This is a genomic window from Streptomyces sp. CNH189 (assembly GCF_000527195.1).
This window is the reverse complement of the sequence record NZ_AZUS01000008.1, coordinates 19,974-46,261: the sequence shown is the minus strand read 5'-3', so window position 1 is coordinate 46,261 and position 26,288 is coordinate 19,974. Positions and strand designations below refer to the sequence as shown.

24 protein-coding genes and 2 pseudogenes are annotated in these 26,288 nt (G+C 73.3%); 11 read left to right on the top strand and 15 right to left on the bottom strand.

The window, feature by feature from the left end:
* Window positions 1–8 precede the first annotated feature (8 nt).
* The 5 genes from B100_RS0112965 to B100_RS0112945 all read right to left on the bottom strand — a co-directional run bounded on the left by B100_RS0112965 (window position 9) and on the right by B100_RS0112945 (window position 6,188).
* Window positions 9–2,999 carry an AAA family ATPase gene (locus B100_RS0112965; protein ID WP_024884868.1) on the bottom strand — a complete coding sequence of 997 codons (2,991 nt, stop codon included), beginning with the start codon at window positions 2,997–2,999 and terminating at the stop codon, window positions 9–11.
* Entirely contained in the window at window positions 2,996–4,159 is a 1,164-nt protein-coding gene (locus tag B100_RS0112960; RefSeq protein ID WP_024884867.1) for an exonuclease SbcCD subunit D, read from the bottom strand. The genes B100_RS0112965 and B100_RS0112960 overlap by 4 nt, the downstream gene beginning before the upstream one ends.
* 117 nt (window positions 4,160–4,276) lie before the next feature.
* Window positions 4,277–4,903 carry a YigZ family protein gene (locus B100_RS0112955; protein WP_024884866.1) on the bottom strand — a complete coding sequence of 209 codons (627 nt, stop codon included), beginning with the start codon at window positions 4,901–4,903 and terminating at the stop codon, window positions 4,277–4,279.
* Between the two features lie 23 nt (window positions 4,904–4,926).
* On the bottom strand, window positions 4,927–5,466 hold the full coding sequence (locus tag B100_RS0112950; protein WP_024884865.1) for a SixA phosphatase family protein: 540 nt from the start codon (window positions 5,464–5,466) through the stop codon (window positions 4,927–4,929).
* Window positions 5,463–6,188, bottom strand: a complete 726-nt coding sequence (locus tag B100_RS0112945) for a hypothetical protein (protein ID WP_024884864.1) — start codon at window positions 6,186–6,188, stop codon at window positions 5,463–5,465. The genes B100_RS0112950 and B100_RS0112945 overlap by 4 nt, the downstream gene beginning before the upstream one ends.
* 170 nt (window positions 6,189–6,358) lie before the next feature.
* On the opposite strand from B100_RS0112945, the gene B100_RS0112940 reads away from it, so the two are divergent.
* A complete protein-coding gene (locus tag B100_RS0112940) occupies window positions 6,359–6,772 on the top strand; it encodes a CoA-binding protein (RefSeq protein ID WP_024884863.1) in 414 nt (137 codons plus the stop codon).
* Between the two features lie 102 nt (window positions 6,773–6,874).
* A pseudogene (locus B100_RS33915) lies at window positions 6,875–8,043 on the top strand (4-hydroxybenzoate 3-monooxygenase).
* 58 nt (window positions 8,044–8,101) lie between these two features.
* Here the strand turns inward: B100_RS33915 and B100_RS0112930 are convergent.
* The 3 genes from B100_RS0112930 to B100_RS0112920 all read right to left on the bottom strand — a co-directional run bounded on the left by B100_RS0112930 (window position 8,102) and on the right by B100_RS0112920 (window position 10,217).
* Entirely contained in the window at window positions 8,102–8,659 is a 558-nt protein-coding gene (locus B100_RS0112930; RefSeq protein WP_024884862.1) for a YbaK/EbsC family protein, read from the bottom strand.
* 43 nt (window positions 8,660–8,702) lie between these two features.
* Window positions 8,703–9,275 carry an XRE family transcriptional regulator gene (locus B100_RS0112925; RefSeq protein ID WP_024884861.1) on the bottom strand — a complete coding sequence of 191 codons (573 nt, stop codon included), beginning with the start codon at window positions 9,273–9,275 and terminating at the stop codon, window positions 8,703–8,705.
* 111 nt (window positions 9,276–9,386) lie between these two features.
* Window positions 9,387–10,217: an acyltransferase gene (locus B100_RS0112920; protein ID WP_024884860.1), complete on the bottom strand. Its 831-nt coding sequence runs from the start codon at window positions 10,215–10,217 to the stop codon at window positions 9,387–9,389.
* A 105-nt stretch (window positions 10,218–10,322) separates the two neighbouring features.
* Between B100_RS0112920 and B100_RS0112915 the strand changes: the two genes are divergently transcribed.
* Complete coding sequence (locus B100_RS0112915; RefSeq protein ID WP_024884859.1) at window positions 10,323–10,853, top strand: gamma carbonic anhydrase family protein; 531 nt, start codon at window positions 10,323–10,325, stop codon at window positions 10,851–10,853.
* Window positions 10,854–11,066: 213 nt separating this feature from the next.
* On the opposite strand, the gene B100_RS0112910 is transcribed toward B100_RS0112915, so the two are convergent.
* On the bottom strand, window positions 11,067–11,714 hold the full coding sequence (locus tag B100_RS0112910) for a DedA family protein (RefSeq protein ID WP_024884858.1): 648 nt from the start codon (window positions 11,712–11,714) through the stop codon (window positions 11,067–11,069).
* A 220-nt stretch (window positions 11,715–11,934) separates the two neighbouring features.
* Between B100_RS0112910 and B100_RS0112905 the strand changes: the two genes are divergently transcribed.
* The 3 genes from B100_RS0112905 (at window position 11,935) to B100_RS0112895 (ending at window position 14,878) form a co-directional block, all read left to right on the top strand.
* Window positions 11,935–12,399 (top strand): cyclic nucleotide-binding domain-containing protein, encoded by a 465-nt coding sequence (locus B100_RS0112905; RefSeq protein ID WP_024884857.1) that lies wholly within the window; start codon window positions 11,935–11,937, stop codon window positions 12,397–12,399.
* 103 nt (window positions 12,400–12,502) lie between these two features.
* Window positions 12,503–13,516: a DUF8017 domain-containing protein gene (locus tag B100_RS0112900; protein ID WP_024884856.1), complete on the top strand. Its 1,014-nt coding sequence runs from the start codon at window positions 12,503–12,505 to the stop codon at window positions 13,514–13,516.
* Between the two features lie 72 nt (window positions 13,517–13,588).
* Complete coding sequence (locus B100_RS0112895) at window positions 13,589–14,878, top strand: MFS transporter (RefSeq protein WP_024884855.1); 1,290 nt, start codon at window positions 13,589–13,591, stop codon at window positions 14,876–14,878.
* 238 nt (window positions 14,879–15,116) lie between these two features.
* Here B100_RS0112895 and B100_RS0112890 read toward each other — a convergent pair whose 3' ends face one another.
* The 3 genes from B100_RS0112890 to B100_RS0112875 form a co-directional block, all read right to left on the bottom strand.
* Window positions 15,117–15,962, bottom strand: coding sequence for a fused MFS/spermidine synthase (locus B100_RS0112890; RefSeq protein ID WP_024884854.1), 846 nt, complete (start codon window positions 15,960–15,962; stop codon window positions 15,117–15,119).
* Window positions 15,963–16,040: 78 nt separating this feature from the next.
* Window positions 16,041–17,210, bottom strand: a complete 1,170-nt coding sequence (tuf, locus tag B100_RS0112885) for an elongation factor Tu (RefSeq protein WP_024884853.1) — start codon at window positions 17,208–17,210, stop codon at window positions 16,041–16,043.
* 326 nt (window positions 17,211–17,536) lie between these two features.
* Entirely contained in the window at window positions 17,537–18,265 is a 729-nt protein-coding gene (locus tag B100_RS0112875; RefSeq protein WP_024884852.1) for a DNA alkylation repair protein, read from the bottom strand.
* Window positions 18,266–18,314: 49 nt separating this feature from the next.
* Between B100_RS0112875 and B100_RS0112870 the strand changes: the two genes are divergently transcribed.
* Window positions 18,315–19,103 (top strand): TVP38/TMEM64 family protein, encoded by a 789-nt coding sequence (locus B100_RS0112870; protein WP_024884851.1) that lies wholly within the window; start codon window positions 18,315–18,317, stop codon window positions 19,101–19,103.
* A gap of 35 nt (window positions 19,104–19,138) precedes the next feature.
* Here B100_RS0112870 and B100_RS0112865 read toward each other — a convergent pair whose 3' ends face one another.
* Complete coding sequence (locus B100_RS0112865) at window positions 19,139–20,308, bottom strand: thiolase family protein (protein WP_024884850.1); 1,170 nt, start codon at window positions 20,306–20,308, stop codon at window positions 19,139–19,141.
* A 143-nt stretch (window positions 20,309–20,451) separates the two neighbouring features.
* On the opposite strand from B100_RS0112865, the gene B100_RS0112860 reads away from it, so the two are divergent.
* Both B100_RS0112860 and B100_RS0112855 read left to right on the top strand, forming a co-directional pair.
* Window positions 20,452–20,922, top strand: a complete 471-nt coding sequence (locus tag B100_RS0112860) for a winged helix-turn-helix transcriptional regulator (protein ID WP_024884849.1) — start codon at window positions 20,452–20,454, stop codon at window positions 20,920–20,922.
* 162 nt (window positions 20,923–21,084) lie between these two features.
* A complete protein-coding gene (locus tag B100_RS0112855) occupies window positions 21,085–21,960 on the top strand; it encodes an undecaprenyl-diphosphate phosphatase (RefSeq protein WP_024884848.1) in 876 nt (291 codons plus the stop codon).
* Between the two features lie 114 nt (window positions 21,961–22,074).
* On the opposite strand, the pseudogene B100_RS35475 reads toward B100_RS0112855, so the two are convergent.
* A pseudogene (locus B100_RS35475) lies at window positions 22,075–22,697 on the bottom strand (transposase); the annotation flags it as partial.
* A gap of 214 nt (window positions 22,698–22,911) precedes the next feature.
* On the opposite strand from B100_RS35475, the gene B100_RS0112845 reads away from it, so the two are divergent.
* A complete protein-coding gene (locus tag B100_RS0112845; protein WP_024884846.1) occupies window positions 22,912–23,316 on the top strand; it encodes an mRNA interferase PemK in 405 nt (134 codons plus the stop codon).
* Here B100_RS0112845 and mhpA read toward each other — a convergent pair.
* Window positions 23,273–25,048 (bottom strand): bifunctional 3-(3-hydroxy-phenyl)propionate/3-hydroxycinnamic acid hydroxylase MhpA, encoded by a 1,776-nt coding sequence (gene mhpA / locus B100_RS0112840; protein WP_486585634.1) that lies wholly within the window; start codon window positions 25,046–25,048, stop codon window positions 23,273–23,275. The genes B100_RS0112845 and mhpA overlap by 44 nt on opposite strands.
* Before the next feature lie 154 nt (window positions 25,049–25,202).
* Between mhpA and B100_RS0112835 the strand changes: the two genes are divergently transcribed.
* Window positions 25,203–25,958: an alpha/beta fold hydrolase gene (locus tag B100_RS0112835; RefSeq protein ID WP_024884844.1), complete on the top strand. Its 756-nt coding sequence runs from the start codon at window positions 25,203–25,205 to the stop codon at window positions 25,956–25,958.
* Window positions 25,959–26,288 lie beyond the last annotated feature (330 nt).

The window sequence follows — 26,288 nt, the reverse complement described above, 5'->3', positions numbered from 1 at the left end:
CGGCCCCGTCACGCCCCGAGCAGCCGCAGCCGTGAGCCGGACCTCCCCTTCTCGACCTCCAGTTGGGCGTGTACGCGGCGACGCAGGTCGGCGACGTGGCTGACGATGCCCACGCTGCGGTCGCGCTCGCGCAGGGAGTCGAGGACGTCGAGCACCTCGTCGAGGGTCTGGTCGTCGAGGCTGCCGAAGCCCTCGTCGATGAACAGCGTGTCCAGCCGGACCCCGCCCGCCTCGTCGGTCACCACGTCCGCGAGACCGAGCGCGAGGGCCAGGGAGGCGAAGAAGGTCTCCCCGCCCGAGAGGGTCGCGGTGTCGCGTTCCCGGCCGGTCCAGGCGTCGACGACGTGCAGTCCGAGGCCGCTGCGGCCGCGGCCGGCGCGGTCGTCGGAGTGGACGAGGGTGTAGCGGCCGGACGACATGCGCAGCAGTCGCGCGGTCGCGGCGGCGGCGACCTGTTCCAGGCGCGCGGCGAGGACGTACGACTCCAGGCGCATCCGGCGTTCGTTCTGCGCGGAGGTGCCGGCGGTGAGGGCGGCCATGCGGGCCACCCGGTCGTACTCCTCGCGCAGCGGGCCGAGCCGGCGCACCGAGGCGGCGGCGCGGGCGGAGAGCCGGTCCAGTTCGGCGCAGCGGCGGGCGGCGGCGTCGCGGGCGGAGGCGGCCTCGCGGACGGCGCGATCGGCGTCCTCGGCGGCGCGCCGGGCGGCGGCGAGGTCGGCGGCGGGCTGCCGGGCGGCGGCCACGGTCTCCGGTTCGGCGAGGACGGCGCGGACGGCGGCCTCCTCGTCGTGCCAGGCGTCCAGGCGCCGTTGCAGGTCGCGGTGGGCGGCGTCGTCCAGGAGGGCGTCCGCGGCGGCCTGCGGGGTGTCGAAGCCGGCGCGGAAGGCGGCGTCGGCGAGGCGGGCGTCGGCGTCCTTGAGCCGCCGGGCGGCGGCCTGGGCGGTCCGCGCCGCGTCGGTGGCGTCGGTGAGCAGGGCGACGTCGCGTTCGAGCTGCCCGGCGCGCGCGGCCACGCTCGGGGCGTCCCCCCGGGCAAGGGTCAACTCCGCCACCAGGGAGACGCGTTCGAGGTCGAGACGCTCCCGGTGGCCGACGCGGGCGGCGGCCCGGACCTCCGCGTCGCGCTGGGCGGCCGTGCGCAGTTCGTGTTCGCGCTCCGCGGCACGCAGCTGTTCCTGGGCGGCGTGCAGGGTGGAGGCGGCGTCCCGGGCCCGTGCGTACTCCTCCTCCGACTCGTCGAGCTCGCGGGCGAGTTGAGCGGTCGGGGTGTCCCCGGCTCCGGCGCCCGCCGCGGCCAGTTCCTCCCGTACGGCGGAGAGCCGCCGGTCCGCCTCGGTGCGCCGGTCCTCGGCGCGCTGGTGGGCGGTGAGGGCGCGTTCCTCCGTCTCGCGGTCGACGTGCCCGGCGTCCCTGCGGGCCGGGGCGGGGTGTTCCGTGGCGCCGCAGACCGCGCACGGGGCGCCGTCGGTGAGGCCGGCGGCCAGTTCCGCGGCGATGCCGTTCAGCCGCTGTTCCTTGAGGTCGAGCCAGTGCTGCCGGGCCGCCAGAGCCTCTTCCCGGGCGGCGCGGGCCTGTTCGGCGGCCGTGTCGGCGTCCCGGGTCAGCCGGTCCCGGGTCCGGGCCGCCTCCAGGCGGCGGCGGGCGGTGTCACGCTGTCCGGCGAGTTCCCCGGCCCGGGCCGCGGCCTGCTGCGCGGACGCGATGCGGTCCTGGAGGGCGGTGCGGGTGGCCTCCCAGTCGGCGAGCCAGTTCTCCGCGTCCTCCCGCGCCTCCTCGTCGGCGCGTTCCTGGCGGTCCAGGTCCGCCCGCTCGTGGAGGAGTTCGCCGAGGCGCCCTTCGGCGCGGCGGGCCGACTCCAGTCCGCCCAGTTCCTCGGCGGCCCGGCGGGCCGCCGCCGCGAGCCCGTCCACGCCGGCGTCCGCGAGGAACGCGGGGAGCAGGGCGCGGGCGTGGCCCTCCACGTCGGCCGCCCGGCGGTGCTCGGCGTCGGCGGAGTCCCGCAGCTCCAGGGCGGGGGCGACGGTCCCGGCCTTGCGGGCCCGCTCCATGCGGTCCTGTGCCTCGCGGTGGGCGCCGGAGCGCTCCCGCAGCCGCTCGGCGCGCTCCCGCGCCTCGGCGAACCGGCGTTGCAGCCGGTGCCGTTCGCGCTCCTCGTCCAGGGTGCGCGATGCCTCCGCGCGTACGGATTCGGCGGTGGCGAGCCGGCAGTGGGCGGCGGTGAGCTGTTCGCGGGCGGTGCTGCGGGCGACGGCGGCCGCGGTCAGCACGGCCTCGGCGAGGCCCGGTTCGCCCGGGGTCAGCTCGGGCAGGTCCATGGTGCCGTCCGCGGCCTGCTGCATGCGGTGGGCGTCGGCGAGCAGGTCGGCGTCGCCGTCGCGCACCCGGGACTCGGCGGCCCGCCGGCGTTCGGCGAGGCGCTTCTCCACCTCGGCGAAGCGGTGGGTGTCGAAGAGACGGCCGAGCAGCTTGCCGCGGGCCTCGGCGTCGGCGCGCAGGAAGCGGGCGAAGTCGCCCTGCGGCAGCAGCACCACCTGGCAGAACTGCTCCCGGCTCATGCCGAGGAGCTGGGTGATCTCCTCGCCGATCTCCTGGTGCGAGCGGCTGAGGTCCTTCCAGGTCCCGAAGGCGGCGTCGCGCTCCCGCAGCCAGGTCTGCGCCTTGTCGACGGTGGTACCGGTGCCGCGCTTCTTCGGGCGCTCCCAGGGCGGCTGCCGGGTGATCTCCAGGCGGCGTCCGGCGACGGTGAGTTCGAGGGTGACGGCGGTGCGGGTGCCGGGTGCGGCGTGGTCGCTGCGCAGGGTGGTGCCCTGGCCGCCCTGGCGGGCGCCGGGGACCGAGCCGTAGAGGGCGTAGCAGACGGCGTCCAGGACGGAGGTCTTGCCGGCGCCGGTGGGGCCGTGCAGCAGGAACAGGCCGGCGGTGGACAGGGCATCGAAGTCGACGCTCTGGGTGGTGCCGAACGGGCCGAAGGCGGTGATGTCGAGCCGGTGCAGCCTCATCGGGTCCCCTCCCGCACGGCTTCGTCGGCGCGCACGGCGTCGAAGGCGTCGCGCAGCACGGTCCGCTCGCGGGGGTCGGGTCCGGCGCCGCGGACGTGGGCGACGAAGTCCTCGGCGATCTGCTGGTCGTCGCGGCCTGCGAGGCGGCGGGCGTAGGAGACGTCGGGGTCGTCCGGCGGCCGGTCGGGGTCGAAGACGAGGGCGAGGGTGTGCGGGAACCGCTCGGTGAGCCGGACCATGGGGTCGGCGGGGCGGACCGGGTCGGTGAGGGTCGCCTCGACCCACGCCTCCTCGTGCCGGGTGAGCGCGGGGTCGGCGAGGAGGTCGTCGAGGGTGCCGCGGATGCGGGCCAGGGGGCGCGGCACGGGGCAGTCGACGCGCTCGGCGGTGACGGACCCGACGGCGTCGAGGTCGACGAGCCACATGCTCTTGCGGTGCCCGGCCTCGGAGAAGGAGTACGGCAGCGGGGAGCCGGAGTAGCGGACGCGGTCGGTGAGGGTCTGGCAGCCGTGCAGATGGCCGAGCGCCACGTAGTCGACGCCGTCGAACACGGCGGCGGGCACGGACGCGACGCCGCCGACGGCGATGTCCCGTTCGCTGTCGCTCGGTTCGCCGCCGGTGACGAAGGCGTGGGCGAGGACGACGGAGCGGGTGCCGGCCGGGCGGGCGGCGAGGTCGGCGCGCACCCGGTCCATGGCGGCGGCGAGCACCGCCTCGTGCCCGGGCCGCTCCACGCCGAAAGCGTCCCGCACCAGGGCCGGTTCGAGGTACGGCAGGCCGTAGAAGGCGACGTCCCCGTGCGCGTCGGACAGCACCACGGGGGTGCCGCACGCGGAGGGGTCGGTGCGCAGGTGGATGCCGGCGCGGCCCATGAGTCCGGCGCCGACGCCGAGGCGCCGGGCGGAGTCGTGGTTCCCGGAGATCATCACCGTGGGCACGCCGAGGGCGGCGAGCCGGTGCAACGCGTCGTCGAACAGCTCGACCGCGGCGAGCGGCGGCACCGCCCGGTCGTACACGTCCCCCGACACCACCACCGCGTCCACCTCGCGCTCGCGCGCGGTGGTGACGAGGTGGCCGATGAAGTCGGCCTGGGCACCGAGCATGCCGACCCGGTGGAAGGACCGGCCAAGGTGCCAGTCGGACGTGTGCAGGAATCTCATGACCCCGGCAGCCTAACCGGCGCCTCGGACAGCGCGGGCGGTTGCTCACGTATCACCCGTCATGACCCGAACCGATATGCCCGTTATCTCCCTGAGGGGGGTGATACGAACGGGGCGTCAGGCGTCTCCGTACGCCTCCCCGCCGAGTTCGAGGCGGGCGCTGCCGGCCGTGGCGTCGGCGAGCCAGGAGCGGAAGGCGTCCACGTCGGCGTCCGGGAGGCCGATCTCGATGGTGACCTCCTCGCCGTAGCGGACGTCGCGCACCTCGCGGCCGGTGGAGCGCAGGTCGTTCTGCACCTTGCCGGCCCGCTGGTGGTCGACGGTCACGGTGGCCAGCCGGAAGCGTCGCCGGGTGATCGTGCCGAGGGTGTCGAGCGCCTCGCCGACCGTGCCGCCGTAGGCGCGGATGAGTCCGCCGGCGCCGAGCTTGACGCCGCCGTAGTAGCGGGTGACGACGGCGACGACGTACCGCATGTCGCGGCGCAGCAGCATCTGCAGCATGGGGACGCCGGCGGTGCCGCCGGGCTCCCCGTCGTCGCTGGCCTTCTGGACGGAGGCCTCGGCACCGATGACGTACGCCCAGCAGTTGTGGGTGGCGTCGGCGTGCTCCCTGCGGACGGCGGCGACGAAGTCCTGCGCCTCCTGCTCGGTGGCCGCCGGGGCGAGGGCGCACAGGAAGCGGGAGCGGTTGATCTCGGTCTCGTGCACACCCGCGCGGGCCACGGTGCGGTACTCGTCCTGCATCCGCACAGCCTATGCGCCCCTGGTCAGCGTCCGCCCCGCGGGACGGTGAGGGAGGTCAGCAGGGCACCGCCGGGACGGAGGTCGCGCCAGGTGGCGCCGCGCCAGTCGAGCACCGCGACGGCGGAGGTGGGGAACTTGGCGCGGACCCGGTCCAGGGTGTCGTCGAGGCCGTCGTCGGCGAGGGTGAGGACGAGGTCCTCCAGGCCCGGGTTGTGGCCGACGAGCAGCAGTGTCTCGACCTCGGCGGGCACCTCGCGGACCACGGTCAGGAGACCGGGGACGTCCGCGTGGTAGAGGCGCGGGTCGTGCCGGACCGGCGGGGGTGTGCCCCACTGTTCGGCGGCCAGCTCCCAGGTGCGGCGGGCGCGGACGGCCGTGGAGCACAGGGCGAGCCCGGGCAGGCAGTCCGCGGCGGCGAGCGCCCGGCCGGCGGCGGGGGCGTCCCTGCGGCCGCGGGCGGACAGGGGACGCTCGTGGTCGGTGACGCCTTCCGGCCGGGCCGACTTGGCGTGCCGCAGCACGACCAGCCGGCGCAGCGGTCCCGCGGCGGAGCGCTCGATCATGCCGGGTTCCCCAGGTCGCGGGCGAGGTCGAGACCGAGCAGCCGGTCGGCGTAGGCGTACGTCTCGAAGCGGGCGCCGTCGGCCAGGCCGGGGTCGGACTCCACCGCGCGTAGGACGTCGAGCACGGCGGCCGTGTCCAGGTCGTCCTCCCAGGCGGCGCGCAGGTCCGCGCGCACCGTGTCGGGCACGGGACGGGAGGGCCGTCGCGCCCACTCGGCGACCGCGCGGCGCCGGCGGGCGAGGGTGTCCCCGGCCTCCGTCAGCGTCCGCGCGTCGATCCGCGCGGGCGTGCGCCGGGGATGTGCGAGCAGGGCGAGGCGCAGTGCGGCCTGGTCGGTCGCGTCCGGCGGGACGGGCGCCTCCCACCGCACGGGGGCGACGGTGATCCGTACGCCGTCGGGTTCCGGGCCGTCCTCACCCACCACGTGCAGCACCTGCGCCTCGCCCAGCCCGGCGCCGGTGTCCCCGCCCTCCTCGAAGGGCCGGACGCCGAGGGCGGCGCCCGCCGCGCGCAGTTCCTCGCGGTGACGTTCGCCGCGGAGCAGCGCCCACACCGGTGTGCCGCCAAGCTCCAGGGCGCGCACGAGGAGGTCCGCGGCGAGCAGCACACGGAGGTTCGTCGGGTCGAGCCCCTGGGTGTGGGCCTCGACGCGGGTCAGGCCCCGGCGAGCCGGGGCGGCGTCCACGGGCTCGCCGGTTCGGGCGTCGGTGATGCGCAGCACGAGGCGAGCGTAGGCGCGCGAGCGGGCACACGCAGGTATCTCGCACGCTTTTAGGGTCACCGCTTGCGGATCTCGCCCGCCCGGGCCGGCGGGCGGGCGCTCGGGGAATCACCGTGCGCCACCCCTGGTTGTGCGGGAGAAACGCTCTTTCGACGCGCAGGAGGCCCACGGTGTACGGCGACGAGGCAACGGTCCGCAAGATTCTCACCGGACTCGGTGACACCTGGGCCGTGGTGGGCCTGTCCTCCAACGAGGGCCGTGCCGCGTACGGCGTGGCGCAGGTGCTGCGGCGGTTCGGCAAGCGCGTGGTGCCGGTGCACCCGAAGGCGGAGACCGTGTACGGGGAGCAGGGCTACGCCTCGCTGGCGGACATCCCGTTCGACGTGGACGTCGTCGACGTGTTCGTGAACAGCGACCTGGCGGGGGAGGTCGCCGACGAGGCGGTGGCCAAGGGCGCCAAGGCGGTGTGGTTCCAGCTCGGGGTCGTCGACGATGCGGCGTACGAGCGGACCCGTGCGGCGGGGCTGGAGATGGTGATGGACCGCTGCCCCGCGATCGAGATCCCCCGGCTGGGCCTCGGCTGAGCGGTCCCCGGCACCTGCCGTACGGACGCGACGGCCATCATGATGGCGCGATGACTGACGCGTCTTCCCACGCCGACTCCCCCCGCCCGGCAACGGTTTCCGGTGGTCGTGGTGGGGGCGGGACCGGCCGGGCTCACCGTGGGGTGCGTCCTGCGCGCGGCCGGTGTGGACTGCCTGGTCCTGGAGACGGAGACACGGGAGGTCGTGGAGCGGCGGCCGCGGGCCGGGGTGATCGAGGAGCCGGCGGTGCGCGGGCTGGAGCGGCGCGGGCTGGCCGGGAACGTGCTGGAGCGCGCCCAGCGGCACACCGCCTGTGAGTTCCGCTTCGACGGCGAGCGTTACCGCTTCGTCTACGAGGAGCTGACGGGCCGTCGTCACTGGGTGTATCCGCAGCAGTCCCTGGTCACGGACCTGGTGCGGGAGTACGCGGACGCGCGCGGCGGGACGGTCCGGTTCGGCGTGCGCGACGTGCGCCTGCACGGTCCGGACGGCGACCGGCCGTCGGTGTCGTACGTCTGCCCGAGAGCGGCCGGCGGGAGGTCGTCGCCTGCGAGTTCGTCGCGGGCCGCGACGGTGCCCGCGGCGTGACCAGGGCGGCCGTGGCGGAGCGGGCCACGGTGGCTCGGCACGACTACGGCTTCGGCTGGCTGGCACTGCTGGCCGAGGCGCCGCCGTCCGCCGACTGCGTGCTGTTCGGGTGCCATCCGGACGGGTTCGCCGGCCAGATGCCCCGCAGCCCGGAGGTGACGCGCTCCTACCTCCAGTGACCGCCGGGCGACGACCCCGGCAACTGGCCGCACGAGCGGGTCTGGACCGAGCTGCGGCGCCGGTTGGGGGCGGCCGGCGCGGAGCCGCTGACCGAGGGGCGGCTGATCGAGAAGCGCGTGCTGGACATGCACGACTACGTCACCGAGCCGATGGCGTTCGGCCGGCTGTACCTCGCCGGGGACGCGGCTCACCTGGTCGCGCCGATCGCCGCGAAGGGCCACAACCTCGCGCTGCACGACGCGTTCGCCCTCGGGGACGCCCTCGCCGACCGGCTCCTGAAGGGCGACGCAACCGGACTGGACGGCTACTCGGCGTCCTGTCTGCGGCGGGTGTGGGACTACCAGGAGTTCTCGCAGTGGCTCTCCGAGCTGTACCACGGGAGCGCGGCCGGGGACCCGTTCCGCGCGGGCACCGTGCTCGCCCGGCTGCGCCGCATGTTCAGCTCGCCGGCCGCCGCGGCGGCCTTCGCGGAGCGGTACCTGGGCACGGCGGAGCGGTACTGAGCCGACGGGGCAGATCCCTCAAGACCCCAGGAGGCTCCGTAAAGGCCACCCGGAGACCTCAGGCCACCCCGAGTCCCTCCAGCACGACCGCTCCCGGCAGCTCCGCGAACGCCTTGCCCGGCACCAGCAGCTTGCCGCGCCGCCGGCCGCTGCCGACGAGCACGTACTCCAGGTCCACCACGGCCGCGTCGACCAGGACGGGCCAGCCGTCCGGCAGCCCGACGGGGGTGATTCCGCCGTACTCCATGCCGGTCTCCCCCGTGGCCGTGTCCCTCGGGGCGAAGGAGGCCTTGCGGGCGCCGAGGTGCCGGCGCACCACACCGTTGACGTCGGCCCGGGTGGTGGACAGTACGACGCACGCCGCGAGCGTGGATTCGCCGCCCCGCTTGCCCGCCACCACCACGCAGTTCGCCGATCGCTCCAGCAGGTCGCGGCCGTAGTGCTCGACGAAGACGGCGGTGTCCGCCCAGCGCGGGTCGGTCTCGACGTACAGGATCTGGTCGGCGGGGACGCTGCCGCTCCAGGCGCGGACCGCGGCCGCGACGGGGGCGGTGAGCTCGTCGAGGCACTCGGGGGCGGGAGTGGCGTGGTCGAAGTCTCCGATGGGTGCGCGCATGGCCGCACCGTAACAGCGGGTGCGGCGGCTGCCCGAGGGCGTCTCAGTGGACGGGCGGCACGGACACCGCCATGATCATCTCCATCGGCTCGTCGCCCGCGTTGGCGTAGGTGTGCGGGGTGTTGGCCTCGAAGGACGCGCTGGCGCCGGCCGGCACCCGGTGCTCGTCCCCGTCGACGGTGAGCGTCAGCTCCCCGGCCGTGACGTGGAGGAGTTCGACCGTGCCGTCGGGGTGCGGGTCGGAGTCGCTGCTCTCCCCCGGCATGAGCCGCCACTCCCACATCTCCAGCGGGCCTGACGCCTCGGTGCCGGTCAGCAGCCGGCTGTAGCTGCCGCGCCCGGTGTGCCACAGCCGCACCGTCCGGTCCGCGGGCACGATCCGGACGTTCGGGCCCCGCTCGTAGTCGAGCAGGGTGGGCACGCTGACACCGAGCGCGTCGCCGATCTTGACGACCGTGCCGATGCTCGGGTTGGTGCGGGCCTGCTCGATCTGGATGAGCATCCCGCGGCTGACGCCCGCCCGGGCCGCGAGGGTGTCCAGGGTGAAGCCCCGCTCGGTGCGCCAGCGCTTGACGTTGCGCGCCAGGGACCGGGTCAGCAGGTCGAGGTCCGCCACATTCCGTCCGTTCGACATTCCGGATGACCGGGTCCGGCGTCCGTGCCACCGCGGTGCACCCGGTCGTTCACCGCACTGTACTGCGCGGCCGCCGGCCACAGGGCGCGAGTGTCAGGCGCCGGGTTCCACCTCGGCCAGCCGCGCGGTGCCGTTCGCGTCGCACCGGGTGAGCCGGGCGGCGCCCTCCTCGTCCAGCTCCGCGAGCCGGGCCACGCTCTCCTCGTCGAGTTCCGACAGTGCCCGCAGCTGGTCGGGCGTGGTGCCGTCCGGGATCGGCACGGGCGGCGGGGTGCGCAGCGGCGGCTGCCAGCCCTCGTCGGGCGTCCAGCGCCGCACCACCCGGGCGGGGGCGCCCGCGACCACACAGTGGTCCGGCACCTCGCCGCGGACGACCGCCCCCGCCGCCACCACCACGTTCCGCCCGACACGCGCGCCGGGCAGGATCACCGCGCCGGTGCCGATCCAGCAGCCGGGCCCGATCTCCACCGGCTCCATCCGCGGCCACTGCTTGCCGATGGGCTCGTGCGGGTCGTCGTACGAGTGGTTGGTGGAGGTGACGTAGACGTACGGGCCGAAGTAACAGTCGCTGCCGATGGTCACCGTGGTGTCGGCGATGACGTGACTGCCGCGGCCGAGGACGACCCCGTCGCCGATGCGCAGGATGGGCTCGGGGCCGAGGTCGAGCCCGGGCATGAGGCCGGCGGTCAGGGTGACCTGCTCGCCGACGATGCAGTGCGCGCCGATCCGGATCCAGGGTTCGCCGAAGATCGTGCCGAGCGGGAAGGCCAGCCTGGTACCTGTTCCCATGGCACCGAAGCGGAAGCGGCCGGGGTGCTCGGCGGTCACCGAGCCGGTGCGCTGCGCCCAGCCCCAGCCCGCGTGGACCGCGCGCTGGGCGAGGCGGCGCGGCCAGGACGAGAACGTGTTCTTGCGCTTCGGCACCCGCTCACCGTAGTCCGCGGGCACCGTGACCACGGCCCGACGCCCCTGTGATCTTCACCCCACCGGTGGCGTACGGTTCCCCCGACACCCGACGAGGAGGCGACGATGACGCACCAGGCTCTGATCACCGGCATCGGCGGCAAGGAGCCGCGCATCGACGAGGGGGCGTTCGTGGCGCCCACGGCGAGCGTGATCGGTGACGTGACGCTGCACGCCGGCGCCAGCGTCTGGTACGGCGCGGTGCTCCGCGGCGACGTGGAGTCGATCGCGGTGGGCGCGAGCAGCAACATCCAGGACAACTGCACCCTGCACGCCGACCCCGGGTTCCCGGTCACCGTCGGCGAGCGGGTGTCCGTCGGGCACAACGCGGTGGTGCACGGGGCGACCGTCGAGGACGACTGCCTGGTCGGCATGGGCGCGACCGTGCTGAACGGTGCCGTGATCGGCGCGGGGTCGCTGGTCGCCGCGCAGGCGCTGGTGCCGCAGGGGATGCGGGTGCCTCCCGGCTCGCTGGTCGCGGGGGTGCCGGCGAAGGTGCGGCGGGAGCTGACGGCCGAGGAGCGGGAGGGGCTGACCCTCAACGGCACGATGTACGCGGAGCTGGCGAAGGCGCACCGGGATCAGCACGCGGGCTGAATCGGGTCGCAGCTCGGCTGCGGGCGGGTGGGGGTCGGTCGTTCGCGCAGTTCCCCGCGCCCCCGAGGGGCGACGGGGCCGCACCCCCCAAGCCACCCGCGTCCCGGCGGGGGCTGATGGCGCAGTTCCCCGCGCCCTTGAAGGGCGACGGTCGGGCCGCATGCCCAGGAGCGCGGGGAACTGCGCGACAAGCCCCCACCGGCCCGGGCGGGGTCAGTCGCCCACGGGCGCCGCAGTGGGCGTCGGTTCCGCGGCGGCCGCCGCCTTCTTCGCCTTGCGCTTGAGCACCAGCATCGAGGTGACGCCGATCAGCACGGCCAGCACCAGGCCGAGCCACGAGAACCGCTTCAGCCAGGACTCGGCGACGATGCCCACGTAGTAGATGACGGCCGTGGTGCCGCCCGCCCACACGATGCCGCCGAGGACGTTGGCGATCAGGAACTTCCAGTACGGCATCCGCAGCACGCCCGCGAGGGGGCCGGCGAAGATCCGCAGCAGGGCGACGAAACGGCCGAAGAAGACCGCCCACATGCCCCACTTCTGGAAGGACCGCTCGGCGGTGGCGATGTGCCCCTCACCGAAGTGGCGGGGGAACTTCCCGCCCAGCCAGGCCAGCAACGGGCGCCCGCCCTTTCGGCCGATGGCGTAGCCGATCGAGTCGCCGATGATCGCGCCGGCCGTGGCGCAGGCGCCCAGGATCACCGGGTCGATGTCACCGTGCTGGGAGGCGAGCAGCGCGGAGGAGACCAGGATGATCTCGCCGGGCAGCGGGATGCCCAGGCTCTCCAGCCCGATGACCACTCCCACCAGCGCGTACACGGCGACCGCGGGTACGGTCTCGAGCCATTCCTGGACGTGCAACGCCTCTTCCTCCGGTCCGCCGATGCCGTCTGCGTTCGCGTGCGCCCGGTCGAGGGGCACGGTCGGGAAGCCTACCGGGTCGGGGAACGTCGCATTTCCGGGGCCGGATGCCGCGCTGTCGGGGCCGTACGGCCCATGTGACGCAGGCCGGGCCGGGACGACCCTGGAAGCAGCCACGGGAGATACCGACGGCACACAGATCGCGTCCGGGAGGCCCGCCATGTTCGCTCCCCCGTCCCCCAGCCTGCCGCGAGCGCTGCCCGCCGAGCACCGGGCCCAGCTCATGTCCGCCGCGCGCGAGGTGTCCTTCCCGCCAGGAACCCGGCTGTTCGAGGAGGGCGGCCGGGCAGACCGGTTCTGGGTGATCCGGACCGGCACCGTCGAGCTCGACATGCGCGTGCCGGGCCGCCGGGCCGTCCTCATCGAGCGCCTCGGGCACAACGAGCTGATCGGCTGGTCGTGGCTGTTCTCGCCGCACGTCTGGCACCTGGGCGCCGAGGCGGCCACCCCGGTGCGGGCGTTCGAGTTCGACGCCGCGTCCGTCCTCGCCCTGTGCGAGCGGGAACCGGAGCTGGGCCGGGAGGTGACCCGCTGGGTCGGCGAGGTGGTGGCCCACCGGCTGCACTCCGCCCGGGTCCGGCTGCTCGACCTGTTCGGCCCGTACGGCGCCGGCGGAGCGCTGTAGGGGCCACGGACCACGCGGCGGCGCCCGACTCCTCGAAGTTGCTACGCCCCTGTCAAAGGGCGGTGACCCAATCGTGTCCGGGGCGCGGCTAGGGTGGCTGCCCATGTGGCCAGGACAGCAGCCGCCCGGGGGCGAGCAGAACCCGCAGTCGAACAATCCGTACCAGCAGCCGGGGTACCAGCAGCCGAATCCGTATCAGCAGCCCGGCTACCAGCAGCCGAACCCGTACCAGCAGCAGCCGCAGTGGGGCGAGCCCTCCACCGTCGGCATGCCGCAGCCGTCGGACGGCGGCGGTGGCGGAGGCGGGAACCGTACGAAGCTGGTGGCGATCATCGCGGCGACGGCGGTCGTCGTCGCCGCGGGTGTCACGGGCTTCCTGGTGCTGGGCGGTGACAAGGACGACGAGGCCGACGGCAAGAAGACCGAGCCGAGCGCGACCGCGTCCAAGGAGACCTCCGCGGAGCCGAGCGTCTCCCCGTCGCAGGGCAACCCGCGCGGCGGTGACGGCGAGCAGGCGACGATCCCCGGCTGGCAGGTCGTCGTGAACACGCGCTTCGGCACCAAGTTCGACGTCCCGGCGGACTGGGAGATCGAGACCCCGGACACCAGCGTGGGCTTCGAGTGGGAGGAGAAGGACGGTGAGATGGGCCGTACCACCGTCACCGCTCCCGCCTACCTGAAGTCCAAGTGGTGCTCCGTCGACGAGAACAAGGACGGGCGCATGGAGGACACCGCGCTCGCCACCACCGGCACCCGCGGCGAGAACGGCGCCAAGAACACCAAGGAGGCGGCCGAGACCCGGGTGCCCTGGTGGATCTTCGGCGGCTACACGCAGCCGGACAAGAAGAGCGTGAAGTTCGACGCGCCGAAGCCGTACACCACGAAGTCCGGCATCACCGGGCACGTGGCCACCGCGCACTCGGAGAACACCCCGCAGAAGGGGAAGTGCGACACCGAGGGCAAGGCGATCACGTTCGGCTTCCAGAACGGCGCCGGTGACTACGTGACGTGGAACCTGTACGGCGCCAAGGGTGTCAAGGACGAGATTCCCGAGGCGACCGTGCAGAAGATCCTCAGCACGGTCCGCCTGACGGAGGAACCGCCGAAGGAGGGGTGACGGCCGGGCCCCGGCGAGAGGGCCCCCAGAACTCATTTGGCAAGTCGGGCCGGTCCCGGCGATAGTCACCGGGTGCCGACCTCCGCCGTCCGCCGCCGTCCCGCCTGGGCCGGCCGCAACTACACACTGCTGACCGCCTCCGCCGTGGTGACCAACCTGGGCAGCCACGGTGCCCTGATCGCCTCCGCGTTCGCCGTTCTGGGCGCGGGCGGCGACGGCGGGGACGTGGGCCTCGTGGCCGCCGCCCGCACCCTGCCGCTGGTGCTGTTCCTGCTGATCGGCGGTGCCGTCGCGGACCGGCTGCCCCGGCACCACGTGATGGTCGCGGCCAACGCCCTGAACTGTGTGTCGCAGGCCGCTTTCGCCGCGCTGGTCCTCACCGGTCAGCCGCTGCTGTGGCAGATGATGCTGCTCAGCGGGCTCGGCGGTGCCGGGCAGGCGTTCTTCAACCCGGCCGCCGAGGGCATGCTGCTCTCCTCGGTCGACGGCGAGCAGGCCGGGCGGGCGTTCGCGGTGTTCCGCATGGCGATGCACGGGGCGACCCTGGGCGGCGCCGCGCTCGGCGGCGCCATGGTCGCCGCGATCGGACCCGGCTGGGTGCTGGCGGCGGACGCGGCGGCCTTCGCGGTCGCGGCGGTCCTGCGGGCCTTCCTCGACGTGAAGCACATACCGGCCCGGGCCCCGGGCGGCGGGATGCTCGCCGACCTCAGGGACGGCTGGCGGGAGTTCACGGGCCGGCCGTGGCTGTGGGGCATCGTCGTGCAGTTCTCCGTCGCCAACGCGGTCGTCGGCGCGGCCGACGCCGTCTACGGGCCGCTGGTCGCCCGGGACCACCTGGGCGGGGCCGCCCCGTGGGGTGTGGCGCTGGCCTTCTTCGGCGGCGGCACGGTGACGGGCGCCCTGCTGATGACCCGCTGGCAGCCGCGCCGTCTGCTGCTGGTCGGCACCCTGTGCGTGTTCCCGCTGGCGCTGCCGTCCGCCGCCCTGGCCCTGCCCGTCCCGGTCGGGGTGCTGTGCACGGTGATGTTCCTGACGGGTGTGTCCGTGGAGGTGTTCGGCGTGTCCTGGATGACCGCGCTGCACCAGGAGATCCCCGAGGAGAAGCTGTCCCGGGTCTCCGCCTACGACTGGTTCGGCTCGGTCGCGCTGGTCCCGGCGGCGATGGCCCTCGCCGGGCCGGCGGAGACGGCGTTCGGCCGCACCGACGCGTTGTGGGGCTGCGCCGTGCTTGTCGTCGTGGTCACGGCGGCGGTGCTGTGCGTACCCGATGTGCGGAATCTGCGCCGGCGCACCAAGCAGGTGACGGGCGTCGTGGACGCCCCGCTCTCCGCCGCCGCCCCCACCGAGCCCACCCGAGGCTGATCCCTCGGCCGGGACCGCCCGCCCCAGGAGCCCCCCGCACCACTGCGGCCCGGCGAGGGCTGATCGCGCAGTTCCCCGCGCCCCTGAGGGGCGACGGGGGGCGTACCCCCAAAACCACCCCCGGCCCAGTGGGGGCTGATCGCGCAGTTCGTCGCGCCCCTCAAGGGCGACGGTCGGACCGCATCCCCAGGGGCGCGGGGAACTGCGCGGACGGCCGCCACGGCGCCGCAGCCGCGCTCTAACCGATCGCGAACGCCCCCGAGGGCGGCAACGGCGACGGAACCGCCGTCCCCTCATCCAGCGACACCGCGTCCCCCACAAAGTGACGGAGTGACACCCCGTGTTCCACCCGCGCCGGAAACGGATCGGCGGCGACCGCGCGGGTCAGGGCCGGGATGTCCAGAGGGCGGTCGGAAACCGCCAGAACGACGTTCCCGAACCGACGCCCCCGCAGCACCGCCGGCTCGGCGACCATCGCCAACTCCGCGAACCGCGCACCCACCGTCGCCAGTTGCGAACGCAGAAACACGAACGGGACCGCGTCCGCGAGGTTCGCGAGATACACCCCGCCGGGCCGCAGCACCCGCCCGACCTCCTCGACGTACGCGACGGTGGTGAGGTGCGCGGGCACCCGGGAGCCGCCGAAGACGTCGGCGACCACCACGTCCGCGCTGTCGTCCGGGGCCGCTTCCAGCCAGCCGCGGGCATCCGCGGTGTGCACGGTGACGCCCGCACCGGCCGGAAGCGGCAGGTGTTCGGCGACCAGGGCGGCGAGCCCCCCGTCGGCCTCGACCACGTGCTGGCGGGAGCCGGGCCGGGTGGCGGCCACGTAACGGGGCAGGGTCATCCCCCCGCCCCCGAGATGCACGGCGTCCAGCGCCGCGCCGGGCGGGGCGACGACGTCGAGGACGTGCCCGAGCCGCCGGGCGTACTCGAACTCCAGGTGTGTCGGCTCGTCCAGGTCGACGTAGGACTGAGGCGCCCCGTCGACGGTCAGCAGCCAGGCCCGCTCCCGGTCGACGTCGGGCATCAGCTTGGCGGTGCCGTGCTCGACGGCGCGGGTCACGGGGATGGGCTCGCTCACGCTCCCATTGTGCCGCCGCCCCCACGCACGGCCGCCCGCCCCCTGCCGAGGGAGCGGGCGGCCGTGCGCGTCAGAGGCTCACGCGACCTCCGTCACCGTCCCGGCGCCGACGGTGCGGCCGCCCTCACGGACGGCGAAGCCGAGGCCGGGCTCCAGCGGCACCTCGCGCCCCAGCTCCACGGTGACGGTCACCGTGTCCCCGGGCCGCGCGACCGCCGCCTCACCGAGGTCGACGTCACCGACGACGTCCGCCGTGCGGATGTAGAACTGCGGCCGGTAGCCGGTCGACAGCGGTGTCGTCCGGCCGCCCTCGCGGGCCGACAGCACATACAGTCGCGCCGTGAACCGCCTGCTGGGCGTCACGCTGTCCGGCGCGGCCACCACGTGCCCGCGCCGCACCGCGTCGCGTGGCACCCCGCGCAGCAGCAGCGCCACGTTGTCCCCGGCCTGCGCCTCCGCCATCGGCTTGCCGAAGGTCTCCAGGCCGGTCACCACGGTCTCGGTGTCCGCGCCGAGTACCTGCACCCGGTCGCCGACGCGGACCGTCCCCCGCTCCACCGCGCCGGTGACGACGGTGCCCCGGCCGGTGATGGTGAGCACGTTCTCCACCGGCATGAGGAACGGCGCGTCCAGATAGCGCTCGGGCACGGGCACATAGGTGTCGACCGCGTCCAGCAGTGCTTCGATCGACGCCGTCCAGCGCGGGTCGCCCTCCAGCGCCCTGAGTCCGGAGACCCGGACGACGGGCGCCACGTCGCCGCCGTAGCCGTGCGCGGAGAGCAGCTCGCGGACCTCCAGCTCGACCAGGTCGGTCAGCTCCTCGTCGCCCGCGTCGGCCTTGTTGAGCGCGACGACGATGTGGTCGACGCCCACCTGCCGGGCGAGCAGCACGTGTTCGGCAGTCTGCGGCATGATCCCGTCGAGCGCGGAGACGACGAGGATCGCCCCGTCGAGCTGGGCGGCGCCGGTGACCATGTTCTTCACGTAGTCGGCGTGGCCGGGCATGTCGACGTGCGCGTAGTGGCGGGTGTCGGTCTCGTACTCGACGTGCGCGATGTTGATGGTGATGCCGCGGGCGGCCTCCTCCGGGGCCCGGTCGATGCGGTCGAACGGCACGAAGCCGGCGGAGCCGCGGTCGGCGAGGACCTTGGTGATGGCGGCGGTCAGGGTCGTCTTGCCGTGGTCGACGTGGCCCATCGTGCCGATGTTGAGGTGCGGTTTGGTGCGGATGTACGCCGTCTTGGACATGGCGGTACCTCGAAGCCTCTCGGGTGCTGACGCGTAGGGCCCCGGGCGCGGCGGATCGGCGCGCGGCCGGGACGGGGACCCCAGGAACCTGGCCGACCCTCCCCCTGGGGGGTCCGCCGGACGATCCGGGGAGGGTCAGCTTCGGGCGCCGTCGACTGCGGCGAGGAGAACGGGGACGGCAGCCTTCGGGGCATCCGCGACCGCGGATGCTGCGAGGAGGAAGGCGTACCGGAACATGACGTCGATCCTTGCCGACGCGGCGCCCCGCGTCGACTTGTTTTTCCGCGAAGCGGAAGTCCGCCCTACGCTTCAGCGGCTCCCACCGCTCACGCCCCGATGTTCTTCAGCGCCTCGCGTACCGACAGCGGCGCGAACCGGTCGCCCTCGCGCGCGACGAAGTCGCGTACCGCCTCCGGGTCGGTCTTGGCGTACTCGCGCAGGGCCCAGCCGACGGCTTTGCGGACGAAGAAGCCGGGGTGGCCGGACTGACGCAGGCAGTAGCCGAAGAGCCGGTCGGTGTCGGTGCGTTCCCTGTAGCGGAGCTGGTGCAGCAGCGCGGTGCGGACGAGCCACAGGTCGTCGTCGGCGCTCCACCGGTCCATCTCGGCGGTGAGCGCCGGGTCGGCGGCGACCAGCGCCCCGACGACGTGCGCGGCGAGCAGGTCGACGGTGTCCCACCAGGGGACGGTGGTGACGAGGTGCCGGGTGACGGGCAGGAAGCCGGAGGAGCACCGGCGTACGTGCGTGCGCAGGTAGTCCAAGGCGAAGTAGTGGTACTCGCGCTCGGGCAGGTCCCAGCAGCGCAGGGCGACGGCCGTGCAGTCGGCCTCGGACGGCCGGGGCAGTCCCGCCTCGACGGTGCGGGACAGCGCGCGCCGCGCCGGGGTGGCCAGGCCCAGAAAGGGGGCGACGTCCTTCATGTACGCCCTCATGGCGTCCGCCCGGGCGGGGTCGGCCGCGGGCGCGTACGCGGCGGTGAGCCGCTTCAGCACCGTGTCGGCGAGCGGACTGTCCGGCACGCGGGGCGGCGCCGCACCGTCTTCTGTGACGCTCATGAGACGAACACTACGGCGATCTCGCACCTATGTCGGTTAGTGTCACCGGATGCTCGATGCCACCAACCGCTCTGGGGGCACCGCCACGGCCCGTCCCCGGGCCGCCTCGTCCGACCTCGCGGTCGCCGTCCCCACGGCCGCACCCGCTCTCGCGCCCGCCACGACTCCGCTCGGCCGGTGCGCGAGAGTCCTGCTGTCGCCGTGGTCACGGCTGTCCCTGCTGGTCGTGCTGCTCGCCTCGGCGGCGGCGGTCATGGTGGTCATGGAGCCACAGCGGCTGCTGACCGACGGCGGGATGGTCCGGCTCGGCGGCGCCGCCGCCGTCGTCGCCTACGCGGTGGCGTACGGGGCGTGCACCGTCGCGTTCGTGCCGCGCCCGCTGCTGAACCTGGCCGCGGGGGCGCTGTTCGGCTCCCAGTTCGGCCTGGTCGCGGCGCTGGGCGGCACGGTGCTGGGCGCCGGGCTCGCGTTCTGCCTGGGGCGGGTGCTCGGCCAGGAGGCGCTGCGTCCGCTGCTGCGCGGACGCTGGCTGAAGGCCGCGGACCACCAGCTCAGCCGGCACGGTTTCCGGTCGATGCTGGCGGCGCGGCTGTTCCCCGGTGTCCCGTTCGCCGCCGCCAACTACTGCGCCTCCGTCTCCCGGATGGGCCTGTTGCCGTTCCTGCTGGCGACGGCGCTCGGGTCGATCCCGAACACCGCCGCCTACGTGGTGGCCGGCTCCCGGGCCTCCACCCCGACGTCCCCGGCCTTCCTGATCGCGCTGGCCTGCATCGCGCTGCCGGGGCTCGCGGGGGCGGCCGTGGCGTGGCGCAAGCGGCACCGGCTGCGCGCCCGGTAGGCGGGCCACCGGGGGCCGTCCGGCCCGGCGGTGCGTCAGACGCGTTCCAGGATCATCGCGTTGGCCAGGCCGCCGGCCTCGCACATGGTCTGCAGGGCGTACCGCGCGCCGCGCTCGCGCATGGCGTGGACCAGGGTCGTCGTCAGCCGGGTGCCGCTCGCGCCGAGCGGGTGGCCGAGGGCGATGGCGCCGCCGTGCACGTTGACCTTGTCGAGGTCGGCGCCGGTCTCCTGCTGCCAGGCGAGGACCACGCTGGAGAACGCCTCGTTGACCTCGAACAGGTCGATGTCGCCGAGTGACAGGCCGGCCCGGCGCAGCACCTTCTCGGTGGCCGGGACGACGCCGGTCAGCATCAGCAGCGGGTCGGAGCCGGTGACGGCGAAGCTGTGCAGCCGTGCGAGGGGGCGCAGGCCGAGCCGGGCGGCCGTCTCCCCGGCCATGACGAGGACGGCGGACGCGCCGTCGTTGATCGGGCTGGCGTTGCCGGCGGTGACGTTCCACTCGATCTGCGGGAAGCGCTCGGCGAAGTGCGGGTCGTGGTAGGCGGGGCGGAGTCCGGCGAGGACCTCGGTGGTGGTGCCGGGGCGCACGCACTCGTCGCGCGTGACGCCCTCCAGGGGCGCGACCTCGGCGTCGAACAGCCCGGCGTCCCAGGCCCCGGCCGCCCGGCGGTGCGAGGAGACGGCGAAGGCGTCCATCTGCTCGCGGGTGATCGACCACTTGGCGGCGATGAGTTCGGCGCTGATGCCCTGCGGGACGAGGCCCTCCGGGTACCGCGCGGCGACTCCGGGTCCGAACGGGTCCTTGCCCTCGGGCACGTTGGACCACATCGGCACCCGGCTCATGGACTCCACGCCGCAGGCGACGGCGACGTCGTACGCGCCGGAGATGACGCCCTGGGCGGCGAAGTGCACGGCCTGCTGGGAGGAGCCGCACTGGCGGTCGACGGTGGTGGCGGGCACGGACTCGGGCAGTCCGGCGGAGAGGGCGGCGTAGCGGGTGGTGTTCATGGCCTGCTCGCCGATCTGGTCGACGGTGCCGCCGATGACGTCGTCGATCAGCTCGGGGTCCACGCCGGAGCGTTCGACGAGGGCGCGCAGGGTGTGGGCGAGCAGTTCGACCGGGTGGACGTGGGCGAGGGTGCCGTTGGGCTTGCCCTTGCCGACGGGGGTGCGTACGGCTTCCACGATGACTGCGTCACGCATGGTGCGGGCCTCCTTGGCCGGACCGGTTCACGACAGGACGGTCACCGGGACTTGGGCTACCGGTGAGTAGGAAATCCGAACTCACCATAACCCGGTAAGTTGGAAAAACAAACCCTTCACCGGAGAGCCCGTAAACTGGCCCCATGGCCGCCTCCAAAGACCCGCGCCCCTGCTCCGTCGCCGACACGCTCGCCCTCGTGGGCGAGAAGTACTCCCTGCTCGTGCTGCGCGAGGTGTGCCTCGGCAACGGCCGCTTCGACCAGCTCGTGCGCAACATCGGCGCCCCGCGCGACATCCTGGCCACACGGCTGCGCCGACTGGTCGACGCCGGGGTCCTCACCAAACGCCCGTACAGCGAGCGCCCGCAGCGTTTCGAGTACCGGCCCACCCGGGCGGGACTCGAACTGGAGCCCGTGCTGTGGACCCTGAAGGAGTGGGGCGACCGGCACCTGCGGGCCGAGAGCGGCACCCCGATGGTGCTGGAGCACAGCTGCGGCAACGAGTTCGTCCCGGTCGTCACCTGCCAAGCCTGCGGCGAGGAGGCGCACCACCAGGACCTGACCGCGCATCCCCAGGTCCCCGGCTGGACGGTGCGCGGCCCGGCGGCCGCCTGAGCGTCACCGGCGGGGACACGGCGGGCCATCCGGCCTTCCCGGAACATTCATCTCCGAGCGCTACAGTTCGCCGTCGGCGCGCCCGGAGATCGACACACCGCACCCGGCGGTGGGGTGTGCCCTTCGACCGTTCCGCGATCGGCACTTGGATCCCGCTGCCCCATGTCTTGGTTCGAATCACTGATCCTCGGACTCGTCCAGGGTCTGACAGAGTTCCTGCCCGTCTCCTCCAGCGCGCACCTGCGGCTGACCGCGGCCTTCTCCGGCTGGGAGGACCCCGGTGCGGCCTTCACCGCGATCACCCAGATCGGCACGGAGGCCGCGGTGCTGATCTACTTCCGCAAGGACATCGGACGCATCCTGTCCGCGTGGACGCGCTCGCTGACGGACAAGGAGATGCGCCGGGACCCGGACGCCCGCACGGGCTGGCTGGTCGTCGTCGGCTCGATCCCGATCGGTGTGCTCGGGGTGACGCTCAAGGCCCAGATCGAGGGGCCGTTCCGCGATCTGCGGCTGACGGCCGCGATGCTGATCGGCATGGGCATCGTCCTCGGCGTCGCCGACCGGCTCGCGGCGCGGGCCGAGAGCGGCGGCCGGCACCGGGTGGCAGCGCCCCGCAAGGAGTTGAGCGACCTGAACGTCAGGGACGGGCTGATCTACGGTCTCTGCCAGGCGCTGGCACTCATTCCGGGCGTCTCGCGCTCCGGGGCCACCATCAGCGGCGGTCTGTTCATGGGCTACCGGCGTGAGGCGGCGGCCCGTTACTCCTTCCTGCTCGCCGTCCCCGCCGTGCTGGCGTCCGGCCTGTTCGAGCTGAAGGACGCGGCGGACGGCGGCCATGTCTCCTGGGGGCCGACCCTCTTCGCCACGGTGATCGCGTTCGTCACCGGGTACGCGGTGATCGCCTGGTTCATGAAGTTCATCTCGACCAAGAGCTTCATGCCGTTCGTCTGGTACCGGATCGCGCTCGGGGTGGTCATCCTCGCCCTGGTCGCCGCCGGCGCGCTCAGCCCGCACGCGGGCGAATCCGGCGGCTGAACCAGGGCCGCGCATGCAGCACCACGCCATGATCACCTCCCCCTTGTCTCCCACTCCTCCCCCACCTGGGAAGCGGGACGCACGGCCCCGCAGAGGTCGTTTCCTCCCGTTGTTTCATCCTTGTATGCGAATGTGATCCGGTGATGCCGGGTCGCGCCAGGAGACGGTGGCCTCGCCGGTGAGACGGCGGGCGATGAGGTCGGTCATGGCGAGGTGGATCATGGCCTCGGAGCGGGCCGGGAGCGTTTCGTAGTCGCGCGCCAGGCGTCGGTGGAAGCATCAGCCAGCCGTAGGTCCGTTCCACGGCCCAGCGTTTGGGTACCGGGGTGAATTCCCTGGTCCCGGGTGTGCGGGCGCTGATCTCCATGTCGATGCCGAGGGTGGCGGCGTGCTCGACGAGGTGTTTGCGGTAGCCGCCGTCCACCCAGGTTTCGCGGATCGTGGGGTGCTCGGCGGCGACCTGGTCGAGCAGGGTGGTGCCGGCCACCGAGTCCTGGACGCTGGCCGCGGTGACCAGGACCGCGAGGAGGAGGCCGAGCCTGTCGGTCACGATGCTTCGCTTGCGGCCCGCGATCTTCCTGGCGTCGTCCGTGCCCTGGCCGGGGGCGGGGACGCTGGTGGAGGTCTTCACGCTCTGTGCGTCGATCACAGGCCGAGGGCTCGGAGCTGCGGCCCTCCTGCTCGCGGACCAGCTCCCGTAACAGGCCGTTGAGCTGGGCGACGATGCCGTCCCTCTGCTTCCCCACCCACCACCGACGTCCCCTGGGGGGCCTCCGTCACCAGGGCCGGGAATTCCGGCCACAACATCGCGCAGAACAAGGGGAGTTGAGTTTTCGTCGACGGGGCGGAGTACGCTGTGACCTGCGGCACGGCGTGATCGTGTGGCCGCAGCCGTCTCCACAGTGCGTCAGGGTCGCGCAGTTCGCCTGCCGGCCCGTGTCAGGAGGACCTGTGCAACGTGGCGAAGTCTGGTGGGTGGGGCTCGACGAGCGGCGGCTGTTCGTACTGCTGTCGGTGGACGACGCGTCCGGGATCCAGGCGATGCAGGTCGTCGCGCCGGCGGGCTTCGACATCGGCGATCTGGGCGTCGAAGTGCGAGTTGGCGCCACGGAAGGGCTGCCCTTCGAGGGCGTGCTGCGGTTCGCGTTCCCGCGTCCAGGCTTTACCCCTTGCACGTGGCTGACCGCCTTGGCCCGGGACGACCTGATCGAGCGGGCAGGCGTCCTGCCCTCCGCGAAGCTCGGCGAGATCGAGGATGCCCGCCGTCTTGCCGGACAAGCGAAGGCGTGGACCCCGGCGACAACCGCGAAGTTCAGCGAGCTACGGGACGCCCTCCGTCTCGGTGGCCTCGGGTAGGCGAAGAAGGAACCGGCGTCCCCGACTGCGTGGCCGATCTCGTCCAGACGTTTGACGCCGGCCTGTGACCGGGGGAAACAGCGAAGTGCTGCTGGAGTACCAGGCGGGCCCGCAGGTCGTCCACCAGCGCCGTCGCTGCCCCCGGGCCTGAGGCCGCCCCGTACACGTGGTAGTCCGGACGGATCAATACCGCGTCGGCGCCGTGGCGAGCCAGGAAATCGCGGTAGACGCCGCCCATGTCGGCCACCGACATGTTCTGCGGCGTCCCGTCCTCGGGGAGCAGCGTCACCACATGTGTGCCCAGATCCGTGAGGAATGCCGACTGCTCCGCGTCGAGGTCGGCGTCCGCGCCCTCTGCCAGCATCAGAACGAAGCCGCGGCCGACCACATCGTCGAAAAGGCCCGTGCCTCGAAGGCCGCGTACCTGTCCCTGGGGGACCACCTCACCGGCCGGGGATATGGGCGACCCGTCCCCTCTCCGGTGAAGGAGCCCCTCTGTGAGGGGCGACGCCGGGTCCGGGACCGCCGGACCGCGGCCGCGGCGGCCCGCCAGGATCGTGGAATCGCGCTCGGCCGCAGCCACGGGGTCCGTCACGCAGATCACCCGGCCCAGCTGGACCGAGGACAGAATCGACTTGTGCACTTGCATGCGGCGTTCCTCTGTGTAGGTGTCGAGAAGCGAATCCGGGGCGAGGCCGCCCATCACCAGGTCCAGCTTCCACACCAGGTTGACGACGTCGCGGATGCCCGAGCACATGCCCTGCCCGGCGAACGGCGGCATCAGATGGGCCGCGTCCCCGGCCAGCAGTACCCGACCGACCCGCCACTGCTCGGCCCAGCGGGACTGGAAGATGTACGTGGTGCTGCGCAGCAGCGTCGCCGTGTCGGGGGTCACCCCGTAGGGAGCGAGAAGCCGCCAGGCCGTCTCCTCCCGGTTCAGGTCCGCGGCACGCTCGCCGGGCAGCCGCATGAACTCCCAGCGCCGATGCCCCGGACCGCTGCCGACCAGGGTGGTGGGCCTGGCAGGGTCACAGATCTGGACGTTGGTGGGGACGAACTCGCCCGGCTCGTGCAGCTGCACATCGCACAGCAGCCACTCGTAGGAGAAGCCGAGATCGGTGACCGGCACATCCAAATGGTCCCGGACAAAGCTGTTGGCACCGTCACAGCCCACCACCCACCTCGCGGAGTACGTCCGGGCCGCGCCGTCCTCGTCCTCGGCCGTCACGACGACCCGGTCGTCCTGTTCCTCGATTCCCACCACCTGGCGGCCCTGTACGACAGTCACTCCGGGCAGCCAAGCCGCCCGCGAGGCCAGCAGTTCCTCAAGGGCGGGCTGGTGCATGGTGCTGGCGTCAGGCCACCCGTACGGGCCTTCTGTGCGAAAGGCGATGTCGAGGAGGACCTCACCGTCGGCGGAATGCCACTGGTAACCGGTGGCGGGCTCGGTGATGCGGCCGAGGCTCGGGCCCGTCCCGCAGCCGGCGAGCAGCCGTGCCGTCTCGCCGTCGAAGCTGGTCGCCCTGGGCAGGGTGTAGGGGCGTCGGCGCCGTTCCAGGATGATGGTCTGTCGGCCGCGCTGTGCCAGCAGGATCCCGAGGGTGGCCCCGACCGGCCCATTGCCGACGACAATCACGTCCGCATCTGTCTCGGCACTCGCGCCGACGGGCTGCTTGTGCGGTGACGTCTCGGGCACGGGAAACCCCTCATCGCAGGTGGCCGGCGCAGGCACAACTGCCGGATTCGGAACGGCGAAAGACTAACAATCCGTACCGGCGTTCGGGCCGCTCGCGGGCTTGGGACTATCAGATCTGGGGATACGCGGCCCACCTGCAGGAACCTAGGCTGTCGATATTCCCTCACCAACCACGAGGAGCTCGTCCGGCATGCATCAGGCAACGGCGCAGTTCGAGAAATGGGTGAGTGTCCCGCACCCCGCGCCGCAGAGCAATGTGCGGCTTGTGTGCCTTCCGTACGCGGGCGGTTCTGCAAGTTTCTTCTTCCCGGTGTCCAGGGCGCTGCACCCGTCGGTGGAGGTGTTGGCCCTCCAGTACCCAGGTCGGCAGACCCGGCTCCACGAACCGAGGATCGACAACATCCCCGAGTTCGCGGACCAGATCTTCGCCGTGCTGCGGCACCTGGACGACAAGCCACTGGCTCTGTTCGGCCACAGCATGGGCGCTGTCCTCGCGTACGAGGTGGCGCTGCGCATGCAGGACGCCGGGCTGCCTGCGCCGGTACGGCTGTTCGCGTCCGGTCGGCGGGCGCCGTCCCGCTATCGCGACGACCGGGTGCACGCGGCGAGCGACGCTGGACTCGTGGCCGAGCTCAGGGAGCTCAGCGGAACCAGCGAGATGCTGCTCGGCGACCCGGAGGTGCTGGCGATGATCCTGCCGGCCATCCGCAGCGACTACACCGCCATCGAGCGGTACCGGCACGAGCCCGGCCGACACCTCGACTGCCCGGTGACCGTGCTCACCGGAGACAGCGACCCCCGGGTCACCCTTGACGAGGCCGAGGCATGGGCCAAGCACACCACCGGAGCGAGTGAAACGAAGGTCTTCCAGGGCGGCCACTTCTTCCTCGTGGACCGCGGAGCCGAGGTCATCGACCTGGTGGCCCGGCGGCTGAGGCTGTTCTGAAAGACCTCGCGGCATCGCGGCACCTGACACGCTTCCCCGCTGCCTCAAGTGCCTGCGAGAAACCCCCGACTCACCGAACGCACCGCTCCGAGACCCTGCCGGCGCACGGCGAAAGCACGCCCCGCACACCGCGCCGCTCCTTCTCCGCGCGGAGGCCACAAGAGAGGCCGCGGGCCCGCGGACCAATCCGACCCTTGACCGGGAGAGAAGCCGAGATGCCCCTCGCCGCCCCCGCACCCCACGTCGGACGCGCTTCGGTCTGCCCGCGGTCACCGGCGGACTACTCGCGGGCGTCCTCGTCGGCCCATCGGCGCCCGGCTCAGCAGGCTC